This window comes from Micromonospora sp. HK10, from assembly GCF_000982955.1.
GTDB lineage: Bacteria > Actinomycetota > Actinomycetes > Mycobacteriales > Micromonosporaceae > Micromonospora.
The window spans coordinates 20,758-38,407 of record NZ_KQ058712.1 but is presented as its reverse complement, the minus strand read 5'-3'; the positions used below and the strand labels follow the sequence as shown (position 1 = coordinate 38,407).

The 17,650-nt window shown below is 73.8% G+C and carries 13 protein-coding genes and 1 pseudogene; 6 read left to right on the top strand and 8 right to left on the bottom strand.

The annotated features are described in order from the left end of the window. Together LQ51_RS06405 and LQ51_RS06400 are read left to right on the top strand one after the other, a co-directional pair. On the top strand, positions 1-328 hold a 328-nt coding region (locus LQ51_RS06405; protein ID WP_046563737.1), incomplete at its 5' end, for a metallophosphoesterase. 94 nt (positions 329-422) lie between these two features. Next, positions 423-3,620: a UvrD-helicase domain-containing protein gene (locus LQ51_RS06400; RefSeq protein WP_046563736.1), complete on the top strand. Its 3,198-nt coding sequence runs from the start codon at positions 423-425 to the stop codon at positions 3,618-3,620. Positions 3,621-4,208: 588 nt separating this feature from the next. Here LQ51_RS06400 and LQ51_RS06395 read toward each other — a convergent pair. Further along, entirely contained in the window at positions 4,209-4,967 is a 759-nt protein-coding gene (locus tag LQ51_RS06395) for a prepilin peptidase (RefSeq protein WP_231605454.1), read from the bottom strand. An 11-nt stretch (positions 4,968-4,978) separates the two neighbouring features. Beyond that, on the bottom strand, positions 4,979-5,974 hold the full coding sequence (locus LQ51_RS06390; protein WP_197087541.1) for an EamA family transporter: 996 nt from the start codon (positions 5,972-5,974) through the stop codon (positions 4,979-4,981). Positions 5,975-6,450: 476 nt separating this feature from the next. Between LQ51_RS06390 and LQ51_RS33740 the strand changes: the two are divergent. Beyond that, a pseudogene (locus LQ51_RS33740) lies at positions 6,451-6,903 on the top strand (flagellar basal body protein FliL); the annotation flags it as partial. Positions 6,904-7,097: 194 nt separating this feature from the next. Next, positions 7,098-8,333, top strand: coding sequence for an ATP-binding protein (locus LQ51_RS06380; protein WP_046563734.1), 1,236 nt, complete (start codon positions 7,098-7,100; stop codon positions 8,331-8,333). Between the two features lie 62 nt (positions 8,334-8,395). Here LQ51_RS06380 and LQ51_RS06375 read toward each other — a convergent pair whose 3' ends face one another. Further along, complete coding sequence (locus LQ51_RS06375; RefSeq protein WP_197087540.1) at positions 8,396-8,965, bottom strand: GNAT family N-acetyltransferase; 570 nt, start codon at positions 8,963-8,965, stop codon at positions 8,396-8,398. A gap of 115 nt (positions 8,966-9,080) precedes the next feature. On the opposite strand from LQ51_RS06375, the gene LQ51_RS06370 reads away from it, so the two are divergent. Beyond that, on the top strand, positions 9,081-9,626 hold the full coding sequence (locus tag LQ51_RS06370) for a DoxX family protein (RefSeq protein WP_046563733.1): 546 nt from the start codon (positions 9,081-9,083) through the stop codon (positions 9,624-9,626). 205 nt (positions 9,627-9,831) lie between these two features. Then, positions 9,832-11,268, top strand: coding sequence for a glycosyltransferase 87 family protein (locus LQ51_RS06365; RefSeq protein WP_046563732.1), 1,437 nt, complete (start codon positions 9,832-9,834; stop codon positions 11,266-11,268). 3 nt (positions 11,269-11,271) lie between these two features. On the opposite strand, the gene LQ51_RS06360 is transcribed toward LQ51_RS06365, so the two are convergent. The 5 genes from LQ51_RS06360 to LQ51_RS06340 all read right to left on the bottom strand — a co-directional run bounded on the left by LQ51_RS06360 (position 11,272) and on the right by LQ51_RS06340 (position 17,248). Continuing rightward, positions 11,272-11,706 carry a molybdenum cofactor biosynthesis protein MoaE gene (locus LQ51_RS06360; RefSeq protein WP_046563731.1) on the bottom strand — a complete coding sequence of 145 codons (435 nt, stop codon included), beginning with the start codon at positions 11,704-11,706 and terminating at the stop codon, positions 11,272-11,274. Continuing rightward, complete coding sequence (locus tag LQ51_RS06355; protein WP_046563730.1) at positions 11,700-12,962, bottom strand: molybdopterin molybdotransferase MoeA; 1,263 nt, start codon at positions 12,960-12,962, stop codon at positions 11,700-11,702. The genes LQ51_RS06360 and LQ51_RS06355 overlap by 7 nt, the downstream gene beginning before the upstream one ends. Positions 12,963-13,026: 64 nt before the next feature. Continuing rightward, complete coding sequence (locus LQ51_RS06350) at positions 13,027-13,497, bottom strand: MogA/MoaB family molybdenum cofactor biosynthesis protein (RefSeq protein WP_046563740.1); 471 nt, start codon at positions 13,495-13,497, stop codon at positions 13,027-13,029. Further along, positions 13,494-13,985, bottom strand: coding sequence for a cyclic pyranopterin monophosphate synthase MoaC (moaC, locus tag LQ51_RS06345; RefSeq protein ID WP_046563729.1), 492 nt, complete (start codon positions 13,983-13,985; stop codon positions 13,494-13,496). Before moaC ends, LQ51_RS06350 begins: the two co-directional genes overlap by 4 nt. Before the next feature lie 245 nt (positions 13,986-14,230). Continuing rightward, the gene (locus tag LQ51_RS06340; RefSeq protein WP_046563728.1) at positions 14,231-17,248 is read right to left on the bottom strand and encodes an AfsR/SARP family transcriptional regulator; all 3,018 of its coding nucleotides are present in this window, start codon (positions 17,246-17,248) and stop codon (positions 14,231-14,233) included. Between the last annotated feature and the right edge of the window lie 402 nt (positions 17,249-17,650).

The following is a 17,650-nucleotide window of genomic DNA, read 5'->3' as shown; positions in this document are numbered from 1 at the left end:
CGGCACCGGCCTGGCCGCTCCGGCGGACTACGCCGCCGCCCTCGGCGACCGCGACCCGAGCCGCCCCGTGGTGCTCCTCGCCCACCAGCCGGTGGCCGCCCACGAAGCCGCGAAATTCGGCGTGGACCTGCAGCTCTCCGGGCACACCCACGGGGGTCAGATGGCGCCGTTCAACCTGCTCGTCGGGTTGCAGCAGCCGGTGGTCTCCGGGCTGGGCGAGGTGGACGGCACCACGGTCTACGTGACCAACGGCGCCGGCTTCTGGGGCCCGCCGGTCCGGGTCGGCGCCCCACCCGAGGTGACCCTCGTCGAGCTGCGCGCCCCATAGCGCGCGGCGGCCACGCAGTCCAGCACCGCATTGCTCAGGTCACCCGTACGCGTGGCGACGGGCGGGCGGGGGACCGGGCGTGACAGGATGCGGCGTGCCTCCGTTCAGCGCCGCACCCCCCGGTGGCCTCCCGCCATTCGTCGCGGATCTGCACATCCACTCGAAGTACTCGCGCGCGTGCAGCCGTGACCTGACCCTGCCGAACCTCGGTTGGTGGGCCCGGCGCAAGGGCGTCGGCGTTCTCGGCACCGGTGACTTCACCCATCCCGCCTGGTACGACCACCTGCGGGAGACGCTGCACCCGGCCGAGCCCGGCCTCTACCGGCTCAGCCCGGAGGCGGAGCGGGACATCGCCCGCCGGCTGCCACCGCGGCTGGCCGCCGGGGCGGAGGCGGACCCGGTGCGGTTCATGCTCAGCGTGGAGATCTCCACGATCTACAAGCGCGACGACCGGACCCGCAAGGTGCACCATCTGATCTACCTGCCCGATCTGGCCGCGGTGGCCCGGTTCAACGCCGCGTTGGGCCGGATCGGCAACCTCGGCTCCGACGGCCGCCCGATCCTCGGCCTCGACTCCCGGGACCTGCTGGAGATCACCCTGGAGGCCAGCCCGGACGGCTACCTGGTGCCGGCGCACATCTGGACGCCCTGGTTCTCCGCGCTCGGCTCCAAGTCCGGCTTCGACGCCATCGCCGACTGCTATGCCGACCTGGCCGGGCACGTCTTCGCGGTGGAGACCGGGCTCTCCTCCGACCCGGAGATGAACTGGCGGGTCGGCAGCCTCGACCGCTACCAGCTGGTTTCGAACTCGGACGCGCACTCGCCGCCCGCGCTGGCCCGCGAGGCCACCGTGTTCCACTCGGCCCGCGACTACTTCGCGATCCGGGAGGCGCTGCGCACCGGGGACGGCCTGGCCGGCACCATCGAGTTCTTCCCGGAGGAGGGCAAGTACCACGCCGACGGGCACCGGCTCTGCGGGGTGAACTGGTCCCCGGAGCGGACCCGGCAGGCCGGCGGTCGCTGCCCGGAGTGCGGCAAGCCGCTGACGGTGGGCGTACTCAGCCGGGTCGAGGAGTTGGCCGACCGGCCCGCGGGGCACCGGCCGGGGCACGCCCGCGCGGTGACCCATCTGGTGCCGCTGGCGGAGCTCCTCGGTGAGATCAACAAGGTGGGTGCCCGCTCGAAGAAGGTCGAGGGCCGGCTCAACGAGCTGGTCGCCGCGCTCGGCCCGGAGCTGGAGATCCTGACCAGCACCCCGCTGGACGAGATCGGCCGGGTCGGTGGCGAGCTGCTCGCCGAGGGCATCGGCCGGCTACGCCGCGGTGAGGTGCGCCGGATCCCCGGCTACGACGGCGAGTACGGCGTCATCACCCTCTTCGACCCGGCCGAGCTGGGCGGCGCCGGGGGCGGCGCGTCGGGTGGGCAGGAGACCCTCTTCGACGTACCCGTGCCCGCGCAGCGGAAGCCCGCGGAGCCGGCGGCCAGGCCGAAGGCCCGGCGCGCGGCGGCGGTCAAGGCGGAGCCGAAGCGCAAGCCGGCCCCGCCGCCGGCGCCACCGATCGCGCCGGCGCCGTCCCCGCACGAGCCGTTCGAGCCGATGCTGGCCGGCATGGAGGAGGTCGGCACCGGCCTGCTGGACCGGCTCGACGCGATGCAGCGGGTGGCCGCGTCCGCGCCGGGCGGTCCGCTGCTCATCGTGGCCGGTCCGGGCACCGGCAAGACCCGGACGCTGACCCACCGGATCGCGTACCTCTGTGCCGAGCTGAACGTCTTCCCCGAACAGTGCCTGGCGATCACCTTCACCCGCCGGGCCGCCGAGGAGTTGCGGCACCGCCTCGACGGGCTGCTCGGCCCGGTGGCCGAGGACGTCACGGTGGGCACGTTCCACTCGCTGGGCCTGACCATCCTGCGGGAGAACGCCGCGGCCGCCGGCCTGCCGGCGGACTTCCGGATCGCCGACGACACCGACCGGGCCGCCACGCGCGCGGAGGCCGGTGCGGACGACGAGCGGTACACCGCGTTGCTGCGCAAGCACGACCTGGTCGACCTCGACGAGCTGCTCACCGTGCCGGTGGCGCTGCTGAAGGCGGACCGGAAGCTGGTCCGCGAGTACCGCGACCGCTGGAAGTGGATCTTCGTCGACGAGTACCAGGACGTGGACGCGGTCCAGTACGAGCTGCTGCGCCTGCTCAGCCCCGCCGACGGCAACCTCTGCGCGATCGGCGACCCGGACCAGGCGATCTACTCGTTCCGGGGCGCCGACGTCGGCTACTTCCTGCGCTTCTCCCAGGACTTCACCGACGCTCGGCTGGTCCGGCTGAACCGCAACTACCGCTCGTCGGCGCCGATCCTGGCCGCCGCCGTGCAGGCCATCGCGCCCTCGTCGCTGGTGCGCGGCCGCCGGCTCGACCCGGCCCGGCTGGACCCGGAGGCGCCGCTGGTCGGTCGCTACGCGGCGGCCTCCGTCGCGGACGAGGCCGATTTCGTGGTACGCACCATCGACGAACTTGTCGGTGGCCTGTCCCACCGCTCGCTCGACTCGGGACGCATCGACGGCCGGTCGACCTCGCTGTCGTTCTCCGACATCGCGGTGCTCTACCGCACCGACTCGCAGGCGGCACCGGTCGTGGACGCGCTGGCCCGGGCCAACATCCCGGTGCAGAAGCGCTCACACGACCGGCTCCGGGACCGGCCGGGCGTGCCGGCCATCGCCCGCGAGCTGCGGCACGCCGGGCTGGACGGCTCACTGCCGGCCCGGGTCCGGCTGGCCGGGCAGGTGCTGGCGGAACGTTTCGCCGTGCCGACCCTCGACGGCTCCGGCGCGGTACGCCCCGAGGACGTCCGCACGGCGGTGGACCTGCTCACCCCGCTGGCCCGGCGCTGCGGCGACGACCTCGGGCTGTTCCTCTCCCAGCTCGCCACCGGCGCCGAGGTGGACGCCCTCGACCCGCGGGCCGAGGCGGTCACCCTGCTCACCCTGCACGCGGCCAAGGGCCTGGAGTTTCCGGTGGTCTTCCTGGTCGGCGCCGAGGACGGACTCCTCCCGCTGCGCTGGCCCGGCCAGGAGCCGGGCGAGGACGCGGTCGCCGAGGAGCGCCGGCTCTTCTTCGTCGGGCTCACCCGCGCCCAGGACCGGCTGTACGTCAGCCACGCGGCGCGCCGCAGCCGGCACGGCACCGAACGGGACTGCCGCCCCTCGCCCTTCCTCGACGTGATCGACCCGGGCCTGTTCGAACGGTTCGGTGAGGCCGAGACCCGCCGGCCCCGGGACCGCCAGCTGCGGCTGATCTGACCGCGAGGTCGGCCTGGGCTTGTGCGCGGTCCTCGCGTGCGGTCGCGCACCTCGCGCTCGCGTGCGGTCGCGGTGAATCGGCCCGGGCAGGGTAGCCCGGTCCGGCCGGGCAGACTCGGGCAGCGCATCCGACCGCGCGATGCCAGGGCAGCGGGCCCGACCGCGCGATGCCAGGGCAGCGGGCCCGACCGCGCGATGCCAGGGCGGTGGGCTCCGGCGCGCAGGCAACGGCAGCTGGCGATGCCGGGTGAGCGCCAAAGAGGGCCTTGCCACCCGGCCGACCACTTGGAAGCGATATGCCTCAGCGGCATAAAGATGCCTGTGCGGCATATTCATCACGAGCATCGCCTTTCCCCGAGGGTCGGCGGCGCGGCCGGACGGGCGGCGCGCCGGACAGGCAACGCGCCGAACGGGCAACGCGCCGAACGGGCAACGCGCCGGACAGGCAACGCGCCGAACGGGCAACGCGCCGAACGGGCAACGCGCCGGACAGGCAACGCGCCGGATGGGCACCCACCCGCCGCGCAGACGCATCGGCCCGCCAACGCACCCGCCGGGCAACGCACCCGCCGCGCACCTGCCGTCCGGTCAGGCCAGCAGCACCGCCAGCCACGCACCCACGAGGATCGCCGGGCCGAACGGCAGGGCGGTGTCCCGGCGTACCCGGCGGGTGGCCAGCAGGGCGAGCACGACAACGCCGTTGAGCAGGTGCGGCAGGATCAGCCCGAGGCCCAGCGCCGACCAGCCCAGCCAGCCGAGCGGTAGGCCGAGCGCGGCGGCGAGCTTCACGTCGCCGAAGCCGAGCCGGGAGCCGGGCAGCACGGCCAGCAGCGCGTAACAGCCGAACGAGAGCGCGGCGCCGGCCAGCGCGGCCAGCAGCCCGCCGGCGGCCCCGGTGACCAGCGCCGCGACGAACACGCCGAGCGCACCGCACCCGGCGGCGAGTGCCACGAGAGGATCGGGCAGGCGCAGGCAGGCCAGGTCCACCAGCGCGAGCACCAGCCCGATCGCCCCGACCAGCAGGTACGCCGGCAACGCGGGATCGCCGTCCCGGGCGGCGGCGAGGCCGCCGAACACCACCGCCCCGACGGCGGTCAAGGTGACCCGTCCAGGTGTCCGCCCCGGTCCTCCGGTCCGGACGGCCGCCCCGACCGCGGACGACGACGGCACGGGCACCGACGGCGACGGCGACGGCACGGGCACCGACGGCGACGGCGACGGCGACGGCGGCACGAGCGATGTAGCGGGGGTGGAGGCGCGGGGCAGGTAGCGGCCGGCGAGCGGGACGGCGAGCCAGCCGGCCAGCGCGCCGAGCAGCGCAACCCCTGTCACCGCCCCGGCGGACACGAGCCTGGAGGCTACCGGCGCGAATGCTCGGCGGCTGCCCCGTCGACCGGTCGGCGGGGCCGCTCGGTGCTTACCACCACCGCCACCCCGGCGACGATGACCGCCCCGCCGAGCAGCACCTGCGCGGTGACCGGCTCGGCGACGAACAGCGCACCGAGCGCCACCGCGACCGCCGGGTTCACGTACGCGTAGGTGGCGACCAGGGAGATGGGCGCGTGGTGCAGCAGCCAGACGTACGCGGTGAAGGCCACCAGGGAGCCGGCCACCATCAGGTACGCCAACGCGGCCCAGGAGCGTCCGGTCACCTGGCCGGGGGAGAAGCCGCGCAGCTCGCCCCGGCCGACGGCGATCGCGGCGAGCACCACCGCGCCGGCCACCATCTCGTAGACGGTGGCCACGAACGGGTCGGCGGGCATCCGGATCTTGCCGGAGAGGTACGAGCCGACCGACCAGGAGAGAGCGGCGGCGACCACGGTGAGCGCGCCGACCACCGGTACGGTCCCGGATCCGCCGCTGGGCAGCACCAGCAGGACGAGCCCGACGAAGCCGAGCCCCACCCCGGCGAACGTCCAGAGCCGGGGACGGTCGCCGCCCAGCGTACGCAGCAGCACCACCAGCAGCGGGACGGTCGCCACCAGCAGCGCGGCGATGCCGGAGGGCACCGCCTTCCCGGCCGGGCCGGACTCGGCGAGCACAACCAGCCCGTTGCCCCCGGCGAGCAGGAGCACCCCGACCAGGGCGGCGGACCGGAGCTGTCGCCGGTCCACCCGGAGTGAGCCCGGGCCCCGCCGCAGCCGCAGCACCAGCGCGAGCACGGCGGCGGCGACGGCGAACCGGGCCGCCGCCGAGGTGAGCGGCGGCAGCGACTCCACGGCCACCCGGATGCCCAGGTAGGTGGAGCCCCAGAGCAGATAGACGACGATCAGCGCGGTCCAGATCAGCGCCGGTCGCGCGGTGGATGGTGCGGGGTGGGCGAGCGGTGTCGCACTCGCGGGGCGTGAGCTCATCGGTGGACCACGCTACGGTGACCACGGCGTCGGCGTCTCCGGTTGGTGGCCGGCCTCTCAGCACTGGTGGACCAGGAGGGCGATCCATGTCGAACGTCGGCGGCGCACCGGACCCGTGGGAGGGGCGACCGGGGGACCGCTACCGCCCGCCCGCCGGGCCCCGCCCCGACCCCGGCCCGCCCGGACCCGCCGGCTGGGACGACCGACCGGGCGGCTGGGACGACCGGCCCGGCGGCTGGAACGACCGACCGGGCGGCTGGGACGACCGACCCCGGGCCCCGTACCAGTCCGCGGAGAACCCGTACCAGCCCACCGACGATCCGTACCCGCCGGCTGGTACCCCGTACCAGCCCGCCGGCAGCCCGTACGAGCCGCCGACGCAGCGGTACGAGCACGGCGGCTGGGACGGCGGTCCGCCCACCTACCCGGCGGCGCAGCCCGGTCCGGGCGGGTACGGGCAGCAGCCGTACCCGGAGCCGGAGCCGAAGCGCGGCCGGGGTCCGCTGATCGCGGTGCTGGCCGTGCTGGCGGTGCTGGTGCTCGGTGGCGCGGCGGCGTACTGGGTGTCCGGCCGGGACGAGCCGGGCGCGGGCGGGACAGCCACCGGGGCGTCCGCCGACCCGACGGCCGAGGCGAGCGAACCCGGCGACCCGGTGGCCACCACCCCGGCCCCGGCCTCCTCGACCGACCCCCGGTTCGTGCAGGCCGGCCAGTGCGTCCGCAACGAGGGGGGCACCGGCCAGCCGAAGCTGGTGATCAGTGAGTGCGGTGCGAAGACGTACCAGGTGCTGCGCCGGATCGACGGCGCGACCAGCGGCAAGAAGGATGCCGAGGCGAAGTGTGCGAAGGTGGCCGGCTACACCGACTGGTACTTCTTCGACAGCGACCTGGACACCCTGGACTTCGTGCTCTGCCTGAAGCAGCGCTGACCCGCCCCACGCAGCGCCGACCTCGCCGCGCCGGGCTGACCACGCCACGCACCGACCTCGTCGTAGCTAAAACTAGGGCTGTCTAGCTCAGACGCTAGACAGCCCTAGTTTTGTCTCGACGGTGCCCGACACGCCGGTAGCCCCATCTACGCATGTCTAGCCTCCCCGCTAGACAGCCCGATACTCTGCGATTCGTGGATCCGGTCCGCAACCCGTACGCCCCCGGCGCCGGCCAGCGCCCGCCCGAACTCGCCGGGCGGGGGCGGGAGCTGGACGTCTTCGACGTCGTGCTGGAGCGGGTCGCCCGGGGTCGCCCCGAGCGCAGCCTGATGCTCACCGGCCTGCGCGGCGTCGGCAAGACGGTGCTGCTCAATACCCTCCGCTCGGAGGCGATCACCCACCTCTGGGGCACCGGCAAGATCGAGGCCCGGCCGGACCAGTCGCTGCGCCGGCCGATCGCCGCCGCGCTGCACATGGCGGTCCGTGAGCTGGCCCCCCGGCACCGCGCTCCGGACCGGATCGACGCCTTCCTCGGCGTACTCAAGGCGTTCGTCCAGCGCTCCGCGCCCGCCGGTCGCAGTGCCGCCGCACCGAAGCTGCGCGACCGGTGGCAGCCCGGCATCGACGTACCGGCCAGCAGCGGCCGGGCCGACTCCGGGGACATCGAGATCGACCTGGTGGAGCTGCTGACCGACGCGGCGGCGGTCGCCACCGACGTGGGCACCGGCATCGCGATCTTCATCGACGAGATGCAGGACCTCGGCGCGGAGGACGTCTCCGCGCTCTGCGCCGCCTGCCACGAACTGTCCCAACTCGGCGCGCCGCTCATCGTGGTGGGCGCCGGGCTGCCGCACCTGCCCGCCGTGCTCAGCGCCGCGAAGTCGTACTCCGAACGGCTCTTCCGCTACCAGCGCATCGACCGGCTCGACCGGATCGCCGCCGACCAGGCGCTCTGCGCGCCGGCCGAGCGGGAGGAGGTCGAGTACGAGCAGAAGGCACTCGACCTGCTCTACGACAAGTCCGGCGGCTACCCGTACTTCGTCCAGGCGTACGGGAAGGCCACCTGGGACCATGCCCCGCGCTCACCGATCACCGCGGCCGACGTCCGGGTCGCGGCCCCCGAGGCGGAGGCCGAACTGGCGGTCGGCTTCTTCGGCTCCCGCTTCGAGCGGGCCACCCCCGCGGAACGCGAGTACATGCGGGCGATGGCGACGCTGTCCCTGGTGGAGGGGGAGCAGAGCGGCCGGGACGACATGGACGCGGCGGTGCCGACCGCCGAGATCGCCCGCGCGCTCGGCCGCAAGCCGGCCAGCCTCTCGCCGGCCCGGGACGCGCTGATCAAGAAGGGCCTCATCTACTCGGGCGAGCGGGGCACGGTGGCCTTCACCGTCCCGCACTTCGGCCGCTACCTGCGCACCCAGCCGGCCTGACGGCCGCCGGGCCCTGCCCAGCTGTCAACACCGGAGCGAGCCCGCCGGGACGGTGCGAGGGCTCAGACTTTCGACCAGGGGGCGGGGAAGAGGACCTCACCGGTGGGCGGCCCCGGCTCGTCGCTGGTGGATGGTGGCAGGACCAGCGCCTGCCAGGGCTCGCCGAGCCCGGACCAGGGGCTGGTCAACCCGAGCCGGTCGGCGGGGCCGAAGCCGAAGCGCCGGTAGAACGCCGGGTCGCCGAGCACCACCACGAGCCGCTCCCCCAGCTCGGTCCCGGCGTCCAGGGCGGCCTGCACCACGGCGGTGCCGTGCCCGACCCGTTGCCGGTGTGGGGCGACCGCCACCGGGCCCAGCGCCAACGCCGGGTACGAGTCGCCGTCGGTCCGCACCCGGACCCGGGTCAGCAGCGCGTAGCCGACGACCTCACCGCCGTACTCGGCGACCATGGACAGCTCGGGAATCCAGGCGTCACCGCGCCGGAGCTCGTCGACCAGGGTCACCTCGGGCGGGGGCGTGGCCACGTCGGGGCGCGCGAAGGCGGCGGCCAGCACCCGGGCGACCGGCCCCTCGTCCGCCGGATCCTCGGGTCGGAGTCGCAGGGTCGTCACGCGCGCGACCTTACCCGGCATCGCCGGTCCATCCGCGACGGTCGCTGAAATCGGTGCGTCGACGGACGTCCACGTCGGCCGATCCCTTTCGGGTGTTGCAGGGGTGGCGATCTCCGTGACGGGGTATGACTGAGCTATGAAGCCCGTGCGTTCCCTCGCCCGCGTCATGTTGAGCGGCATTTTCGTGGTCAGCGGCGCCCGCAATCTGCGCAACCCGGGGCGGTTGGTCCCCGCCGCGCAGCCGATCACCGACAAGGTCACGCCGCTGCTCCAGAACATCAACCCCCGCATCCCCACCGACACCGCGACGCTGGTCCGGGCGAACTCGGCCACCCAGCTCGTCGCCGGTCTGATGCTGGCGACCGGGCGGTTCACCCGGCCCGCCGCGCTCGTCCTGGCCGCCACCCTGGTGCCGACCACCGCGGCCGGTCATCCCTTCTGGAACACCGAGGACCCGGCCGCGCGCAACAACAACCAGATCCACTTCCTGAAGAACCTCGGGCTCTTCGGTGGTCTCCTCCTCGCCGCCGCGGACACCGAGGGCAAGCCGGGACTGCGCTGGCGCGCCGGCCATCGGATCGACCACTCGCGCCGCTCGGTGCAGCGGGCGGTCCGGACCGCCCGCCGGGAGGCGAAGATCGCCGTACGCTCGGCGGCCACCGCCCGCCGGATACCCGGCTGACCTGCATCAATACGGCCACCACCCCCCGCATGGCCACGTAATCACCTGAACCGTCCGAGACCCGTTAACGCGGTGGAAATGTCAAAAACATGTGTGGGATCGGACACGGTCGCATAACGCGGGAGGCTGCAACGTGAGGCGCCGTTCTAGGCTCCGGTCTGGACCTGGACGGGTAGGACGATCTTGGTACGGGGGTGGCCACGCCATGCCGACGACAGTCGGTGGACGGATGGACCGCCTCGCCCCACTCCAGCGCGCGGCCCGCGGGATCGATCGCCGGACAGTCGTCCGGGCCGGCATCGTGGCCGCCGTCGCCTACGCCGCGTGGCTGGCGATCGGCGCGTTCGGGCGGCCGTACACCTTCTTCGACATGAAGATCTACCACGGTGCCGTGGTGTGGTGGGCGAGCGGCAACGAGCTGTACGACTTCATCGCCCCGTCGACCACCCTGGGCTTCACCTACCCACCGTTCGCCGGCCTGGTCATGCTGCCCATGTCGTGGCTGCCGGTCGACGCCGCCGGCTGGCTCAACGCGCTGGCCAGCATCGGCGCGCTCGCGGTCGTGCTGGCCGCGCTGCTGCGCCCGATCGTCGACCGGCTCGGCTGGTCGCTCTGGTTCACCGTCGGCATCGCCACGCCGATGGCGGTGGCGATCGAACCGTCCCGGGAGACGCTCGGCTACGGCCAGGTCAACCTGCTGCTCTTCGCGCTGATCATGGCGGACCTGGTGGGGCTGCGCTGGCGGGCCAAGCGGGGCACCCACCTCGACCCGGCCGGCTCGGCGCTGACCCGTTTCGTCTACGGCGGCGCCTGGGCCGGCGTCGGCATCGGCCTGGCCACCGCCGTGAAGCTGACCCCGGCGCTCTTCGTCGGGTACCTCGTGCTGACCCGCCAGTGGCGGGCGGCGCTGACCGCGGTGGGCACCACCGTCGCGGTGACCGTCGGCACGTTCGCGCTGGTCGGCGAGGAGTCGCGGGCCTACTTCGGCGGCGTGCTCTGGCAGACCGAGCGGGTCGGCGCGGCGGACATGACCGCCAACCAGTCGCTCGCCGGCCTGCTGGCCCGGCTGTACGACTCGATCGAGACGCCGGGCCTGCTCTGGTTCGCCTTCTCCGTGCTGGTGCTCGCGCTGGGGTTGTCCCGGGCCGCCAGCGCCCGCGCCGACGGCGACGAGCTGACGGCGTTCACCCTGGTCGGGCTGACCGCCAACGTGATCAGCCCGATCTCCTGGTCACACCACCTGGTCTGGGTCATCCCTGCGGTCATCGTGCTGGCCGACGCCGCGGTACGTCGCCGCGAGGCCAGCCGCGGACTGCCCCCCCGGATTACCGGCGCCGCACCGGCCAACGGGGTGCCGGCGCTGCGGCCACCGATCTGGTACCCGACGCTGACCGGCCTGCGGCACGGGCTCGGCGCGCTCGGGCTCTACCTGCTCTTCCTGATCTCGCCGATCTGGCCGTACGAGCACCAACTCCCGGAGGTGTCGCACTACCAGGACGGCCTGTTCGGCGCGCTGATGGAGAACTCCCTGGCGATCGCCCTGATCGTGCTGGTCGCGGCGCTGCCCTGGCGCCCGGGCGCGGAGCCGGCGTTCTACCACGACCGGCTGTCCCGGTCGGCGCAGCTCAGCGCCCGACGCTGACCGTCAGGGGCAGTTCACCCACTCCTCGGTGCCGTCGTCGAAGACCTGCCGCTTCCAGATCGGCAGCCGCGCCTTGACCTCGTCGACCAGCCGGGCGCAGGCCGCGAAGGCGGCCGCCCGGTGCGCGGTGCTGACCGCCGCCACCAGGGCCACGTCGCCGATCTCCAGCCGGCCGATCCGGTGCGACACCGCCACCGCGTGGACCTCGGGGTCGGCGGCGATCTCGGCGGCCACCTCGCGCAGCACCGTCTCGGCGGCCGGGTGGCCCTCGTACTCCAGCAGGGTGACCAGCCGGCCGTGGTCGTGGTCGCGGACCACGCCCTGGAACGACACGACCGCGCCGGCCCGCCGGTCGGCGACCGCCGCCTCGTGCGCGGCCAGGTCGAGTGGCTGGTCGGTCACCACGCCGACGGTGACCCCCTCGACCGGGCTCACCATGCCCGCTCCCCGGCGGTCAGCGGCAGCGGCACGACCGGCACCCGCGCCCCCGCCTCGCCGCTGGTGCCCGGCCGGATCAGCGCGAAGCCGTCCGCGCCGGCCAGGCCGCGCAGCATCGCCGAGCCGACGTGCCGCAGCGGGTGGAGGGTGCCGGCGGCCCGGTCCCACCGCACCAGGGCGAGGTGGGTGTAGTCGCCGCGGCCGGGGATCGGCTCGGCCAGGACCGCCTGCGGCAGCACCGGCATCGGCCGGCCGGCCAGGCCGGCGAGCAGCGGTACGACCAACGAGACCAGCGCGACGATGGCGGACTGCGGATTGCCCGGCAGCCCGGCCACGAAGCGGACCCGGCCGTCGTCGCCGACCAGCCGGGCCAGCAGCATCGGGAAGCCGGGGCGGACCGCGACGGTGTTGACCACGTAGTCGGCACCGAGCGCCGCCAGGGTGGGATGCAGGTGGTCGACCGGACCGCGCATGGTGCCGCCGGTGGTGCAGACGACGTCGGCGGTGGCGAGCGCGCCGCGCACCGCGGCCACGTGGGCCGGCAGGGTGTCGGCCACCGGGCCGATCACGTCGGCCGGGCGCACCTGGCAGCCGTACCGGCGGAGCCAGGCCGGCACCGCCGGGCCGAGCGCGTCGCGGACCCGGCCGGCGCCGGGCGGACCCGAGGTCAGCAGCTCGTCGCCGAAGACCAGCAGCGCGGCCCGGGGCAGCCGGCGCACCCGCAGGCGGTCCCGGCCGCAGGAGGCGGCCAGCCCGATCACTGCCGGGTCGACCGGCGTGCCGGCGGGCAACAGCTCCTCCCCGGCGTACGCCTCCTCGCCCGGGTTCCGCCACTCCGGGGCCGGCCGCGGCGTGCCCTGGACGCGACCGTCGGCCGTCCGGGTCGACTCCTCGATCCGCAGGATGGCCGTGGTCCCCTCGGGCACCATCGCGCCGGTGGCGATCTCCGTAGTGGTGCCGTCGTCGGTCAGCGGGGACGGGCTCTGCCCGGCCAGCACCCGGCCGACGACCCGCCACGGGCCGTCCCCGCGCACCGCCCAGCCGTCCACGCTGGCGGTGGGGAACGCCGGCAGGTCGGTACCCGTGGTGAGCGCCTCGGCGAGGGTGTGCCCGTCGGCGTCGGCGAGCGGGCGGTCCACCGCGGGCAGCGCGGCGGCGAGGCCCACCGCGTACGCCCGGGAGCGGGCCTCCTCCCAGCCGGCCGGCGGCGCCGCGGCGACCTCGGCCGCGGCGGCTGCAGCGGTTTCCGTGCTCATCCGGTGAGCCTATCGCCGGACCGGCGGCCGGGGGTTCCCCGGCGCTGCGCGGTCCCGGGCCGGTTCAGTGGTCACCACCGTGCAGCTGGTCGACGGCGTGCCGCAGGATCGGGCCGAGCACGGCCAACCCGTCCTTCGCCCCGCCCCGCGACCCGGGCAGGTTGACCACCAGCATCCGCCCGGTCACCCCGGCGAGGCCCCGGGAGAGCGCGGCGGTGGGCACCGCGTCGCGGCTGTGTGCCCGGATCGCCTCGGCGATGCCGGGGATCTCGTAGTCGAGCAGGGCCCGGGTCACCTCGGGGGTGCGGTCGGTCGGGGTGATGCCGGTGCCGCCACTGGTGAGCACCACGTCGACGCCCTCGTCGCGGGCCGCCCGCAGGGCCGCGCCGACCGGCTCGCCGTCGGGGACCACCACCGGCTCGTCGACCTCGCAGCCCAGCTCGCGCAGGCCGGCCACCAGGAGCGGGCCGCTGGTGTCGGCGTACACCCCGGCGGCGGCCCGGTTGGACGCCACGATCACCCGGGCGCGGATCACGGCCGGTCCTCCGGCCGCACCCACTCGCCGGTCTTGCCGCCCTCCTTGCGCAGCACCCGCACCGCGTCCACCGAGGCGGCCGGGTCGACGGCCTTGACCATGTCGACCAGGGCCAGGCCGGCCACCGCCACCGCGGTGAGGGCCTCCATCTCGACGCCGGTCCGGTCCGCGGTCCGCGCACTGGCGGTGATCTCCACCGTGTCCTCGGTGAGCCGCAGGTCGACGCTGACGGCGTGCAGGGCGATCGGGTGGCAGAGCGGGATCAGGTCGGGGGTCCGCTTGGCCCCCATGATCCCGGCCAGCCGGCCGACCGCGAGCGCGTCGCCCTTGGGCAGCCCGTCGCGGCGCAGCAGCTCGACGACCTCCGCGGTGGTGCGGAGCCGGCCGGCGGCGACCGCGAGCCGGCCGGAGACCGGCTTGGCGGAGACGTCGACCATCCGGGCCGCGCCGGCCGGATCGACGTGGGTGAGCTGGGCGGGTTCGGTCACGGCGCGAGCCTATCCCTCGGGTACGACGGACCACCGGTGTCGGTGGGGAGGAGCGCCACGCACGGCTGCCGCGGTCGCGTCAGCGGCGCTCCTCCCGCACCTGCCCGCCGTCCAGTCGCTGGGGGGAACCTGCCGGCGGGTGCCTCGTCGACGATGCCCTCCCCGTGCAGGGCCTTCCCCGTGCGTCAACGTGACCGGACGGTAGCGAGCGCCGCGATAAGAACTCGATAAGCCGCCCGGGCTGCTCACTCCTCGCTCTCGGCGAGCCGTCGGCGTACCTGGTGCTGCTCGGGAACCCGCATCCGTTCGAAGATCGCCAGCGCGCGCCGCCAGTACCGTCGCGCCTCGCCGGCATCCACGGCGACCAGGTGCTCGGCCAGCCCGGTGAGGGCCCGCCCCTGCTCGTAGGGGTGCGCGATCCGGGTGGCGATGTCGAGCGCCTCGCGGTACATGGCCGCGGACTCATCGTGGCGTCCCATCGTCCACAGGGTCAGTGCCAGCTCGTTGCGCGCCTCGGCCTGAACGTGGCGTTCGCCGGCGCTGGCGGCCGCCTCCACCGCGGCCCGGTGCTGCTTCAACGCCTCGTCATACCGGCCGAGTTGGCGGTAGGTCGCGGCAAGGTCGCTGAGGGTCTCCGCCCTGGCGTATTCGTGGCCGGTCCGGTCCCGCAGCGCCAGCGCGGCCCGGAGCAGGCGTTCCGCCTGTGCACCCTGTCCCATGCGGTACCGGACGCCGCCCACGTGGCCCAGCGCGTTGCACAGCTGAAAGGGTTCCCCCCGGAGGCGGGCGATGAAGAGGTGCCGTCGGTGCACGGCCAGGGACTCCTCGTACCGGCCCAGGATCCGCAGCACGAGCCCGACGTTGGCCAGGATCGGCAGGCTGTCCAGAGCGCCTGCTCGCAGCGCCGACTGATTGATCTCCAAGGCCTCCTGGAGGCGCCCGGTGAGCCAGTAGAGGACGCCGAGGTTCACCCGGGCCCGGTCGGTACCCTCGGGATCACCGAGCTCGGCGCGGATCGCCACGACCTGGTTCAAATGTCCGAGCGCTTCCTGGTACGCGGCGGTACGGACGCAGGCCGAGGCGAGGTAGTTGTGCATGAGTGCGATCGCGTGACGGTCGCCTGACCGGTTTGCGGCGGCCAGCCCTTCCCGGTGGGTCGTGGAGATGTCGTCGAAGTAGCTGCGCAGGTAGTAGAAGCGCCACCCGGCGCGGGCCAGCCGCCAGGCGTACCAGTCGTGGCCTTCCCGCGCGGCCTGCCGCACCAGCGCACCCAGGTTGGATCGCTGCCCTTCCAGCCACTCCAGGTCGCCGGCCCGGCGCAGGGCCAGGAGGTCCGGGCGCCGCGGGGCCGACAGCCGAAGTTGTCGGGTGACCAGCCGGGGCTCCTCGACCGGTTCACAGACCGTGACGACGGAATGCACGAGATGGTCCAGGAGCTCCCCGACCGCCGCCGCGCGGGCGTCTTCCGGATCCTTCTGCACGCCCAGCTCATGGGCGTACTGCCGCATCAGGTCGTGGAGGCGGTACCGGGTGTCGTTCAGTTCCTCCACCAGATGCCGGTCGACGAGTTCGTCGATCACGTCCGCCGTCTCGTCCAGCGACAGGCCCGAGAGCGCGGCGAGCATGGGAGGGTCGAGATGGTCGCCCCCGACCAGACCGAACGACCGGAACACCCTCTTGGCGGGCTCACCGAGCGGCTCGTACGACTCCGCGAAGGCCTCCACCACCGTCCGTGCCTCGGCCTGCAGCTGCGGGAGGAACGTCGGCTTCCGCGCCAACCGGCGCACCATGTCAGACATCTGCCACGCCGGTCGGTGTGCGAGCCGGGTGCCGGCCAGCCGGATGGCCAGCGGCAGCAGCCCGCAAAGCCGGACCACCTCCGCCGCGTTCACGGTATCCGCCCGTACCCGATCCTCGCCCACCAGCGCTTCGAGCAGGCTCAGCCCTTCCTGCTCGGAGAGCACCGGAAGCGACACCGGCGGCCGCTCGCTGAGGGCGAGTAGGCGGCGCCGGCTGGTCACGAAGATCACCGCCCGGCCCGAGGTCGGCAGGAGCGGCTCGACCTGCGCGGTGTCCGCGGCGTTGTCGAGTACGACGACGACTCGACGGAGCGCCAGTTCCCGCCGCCACATCTCGACCCGCTCCGGCAACTCGTCAGGAATGCGGCCCGCCGGCACGCCCAGTTGACGAAGCAGGGTGACCAGCGCGGCGGCGGATGGGACGGGTCCGCCCACGGACTGGCCGTGCAGGTCGATGTAGAGCTGACCGTCTGGGCACCGGTCGGCCAGAAGCGCCGCCAGGTGCACCACGAGAGTGGTCTTGCCGCAGCCGGCCATGCCGTCGATGATCCGGATGGCGGGGCGGTCCACCCCGGCGGCGTCGATCTCATCGAGGATTCGCCGGACGACCTCCCGCCGCCCGACGAAGTCCGGTACGACGCGTGGCAACGCATTGACCGCTGGTCCGGGTCGGTCGGGCCGGACGGACGGCCCGCCCTCGACCGGGCCTTCCACGCCGGCTCGCCGGCTCGCCGACCGGGACCGGACGGCCGACCGACGAAGCCGCTCCAACTCGGCCCCGGGCGCCACCCCCAACTGATCGGCGAGCGCGTCCCGGGCGGCCTCGTAGACGGCGAGCGCCCCGCTCAAGTCGTCCTTTTCGATGAGGGCACGCATGAGCAGTGCCTGGGCGGATTCCCGCACCGGATGCTGCGCTGCGGGTCCCTGCAGCAGCGCAACCGCGAGGTCCGCCCGACCGGTGTCGAGGTGCAGGTGGGCCAGCTGCTCGACCACAGCCTGCCGCTCGCGATCCACCGACTCGGCCTGGGCCCGCAAGGACGGGCCGAGTGGAAGCCCGGCGAGCAGCGGACCGGACCACTTGTCGATCACGCCGGTCAGCAGGGCGACCGCCTGACGCACGTTGCCCGCCGCGGCCGCCTGCCGTGCCTGTCGGCACTGCGCCCTCAGCCGGTGAAGATCGATGCGGGCCTCGTCCGTCCGGATGCGGTAGCCGCCCTGCTCGCGAACGAGGGCGATCAGGCCGCCAGGCACCTTGGACAGCAGCCGACGCAGGTTGGCGGCGTAGGTACGGGCGTTGGGGATGGCCGACCGGGGCGGATCGTCCGGCCACAACTCGTCCACCAGTTGGTCCACCGTGACCAGCCGGCCGACGTCGAGAGCGAGCATCGCAAGGACAAGCTGCTGCTTGGGTGTGCCGAGATGAAGCCGCTCGCCTTCGGCGCTTACGACAAGGCCACCCAGCACCTCAATTTCCACGATGGCCGGCTCCGGTTTTCCACGCGAATCGTTCTCTCGCAATTTACCGTGACCGCTGGACGGCGCGGTCCTGCCCGGGGTTGGCGGGGGCCACGACTGGATGGGTCGGAAGACCAATCCGAAGCGACGTTGATAAGCGCTCCGCGAGTGGCCAGGCTGAAAGTACGGATACCCGTGCCGCTCGGCTCATAGCGCTACGCCATCATGTGGGCACAGGCCGATCCGACGACACTGCGCTCCGCATAGTAGCCATGGACAGAACGTCATATACCCACACTCCCTTGGCTAATATTGCGCATAGCGACATTTATGCCTTCTGGCTGGGCATATATCCCCTCTACGCTGCTCCCAAGAGTTCGAAGAACTCCGGAATGACCGGGAGACGGCGCG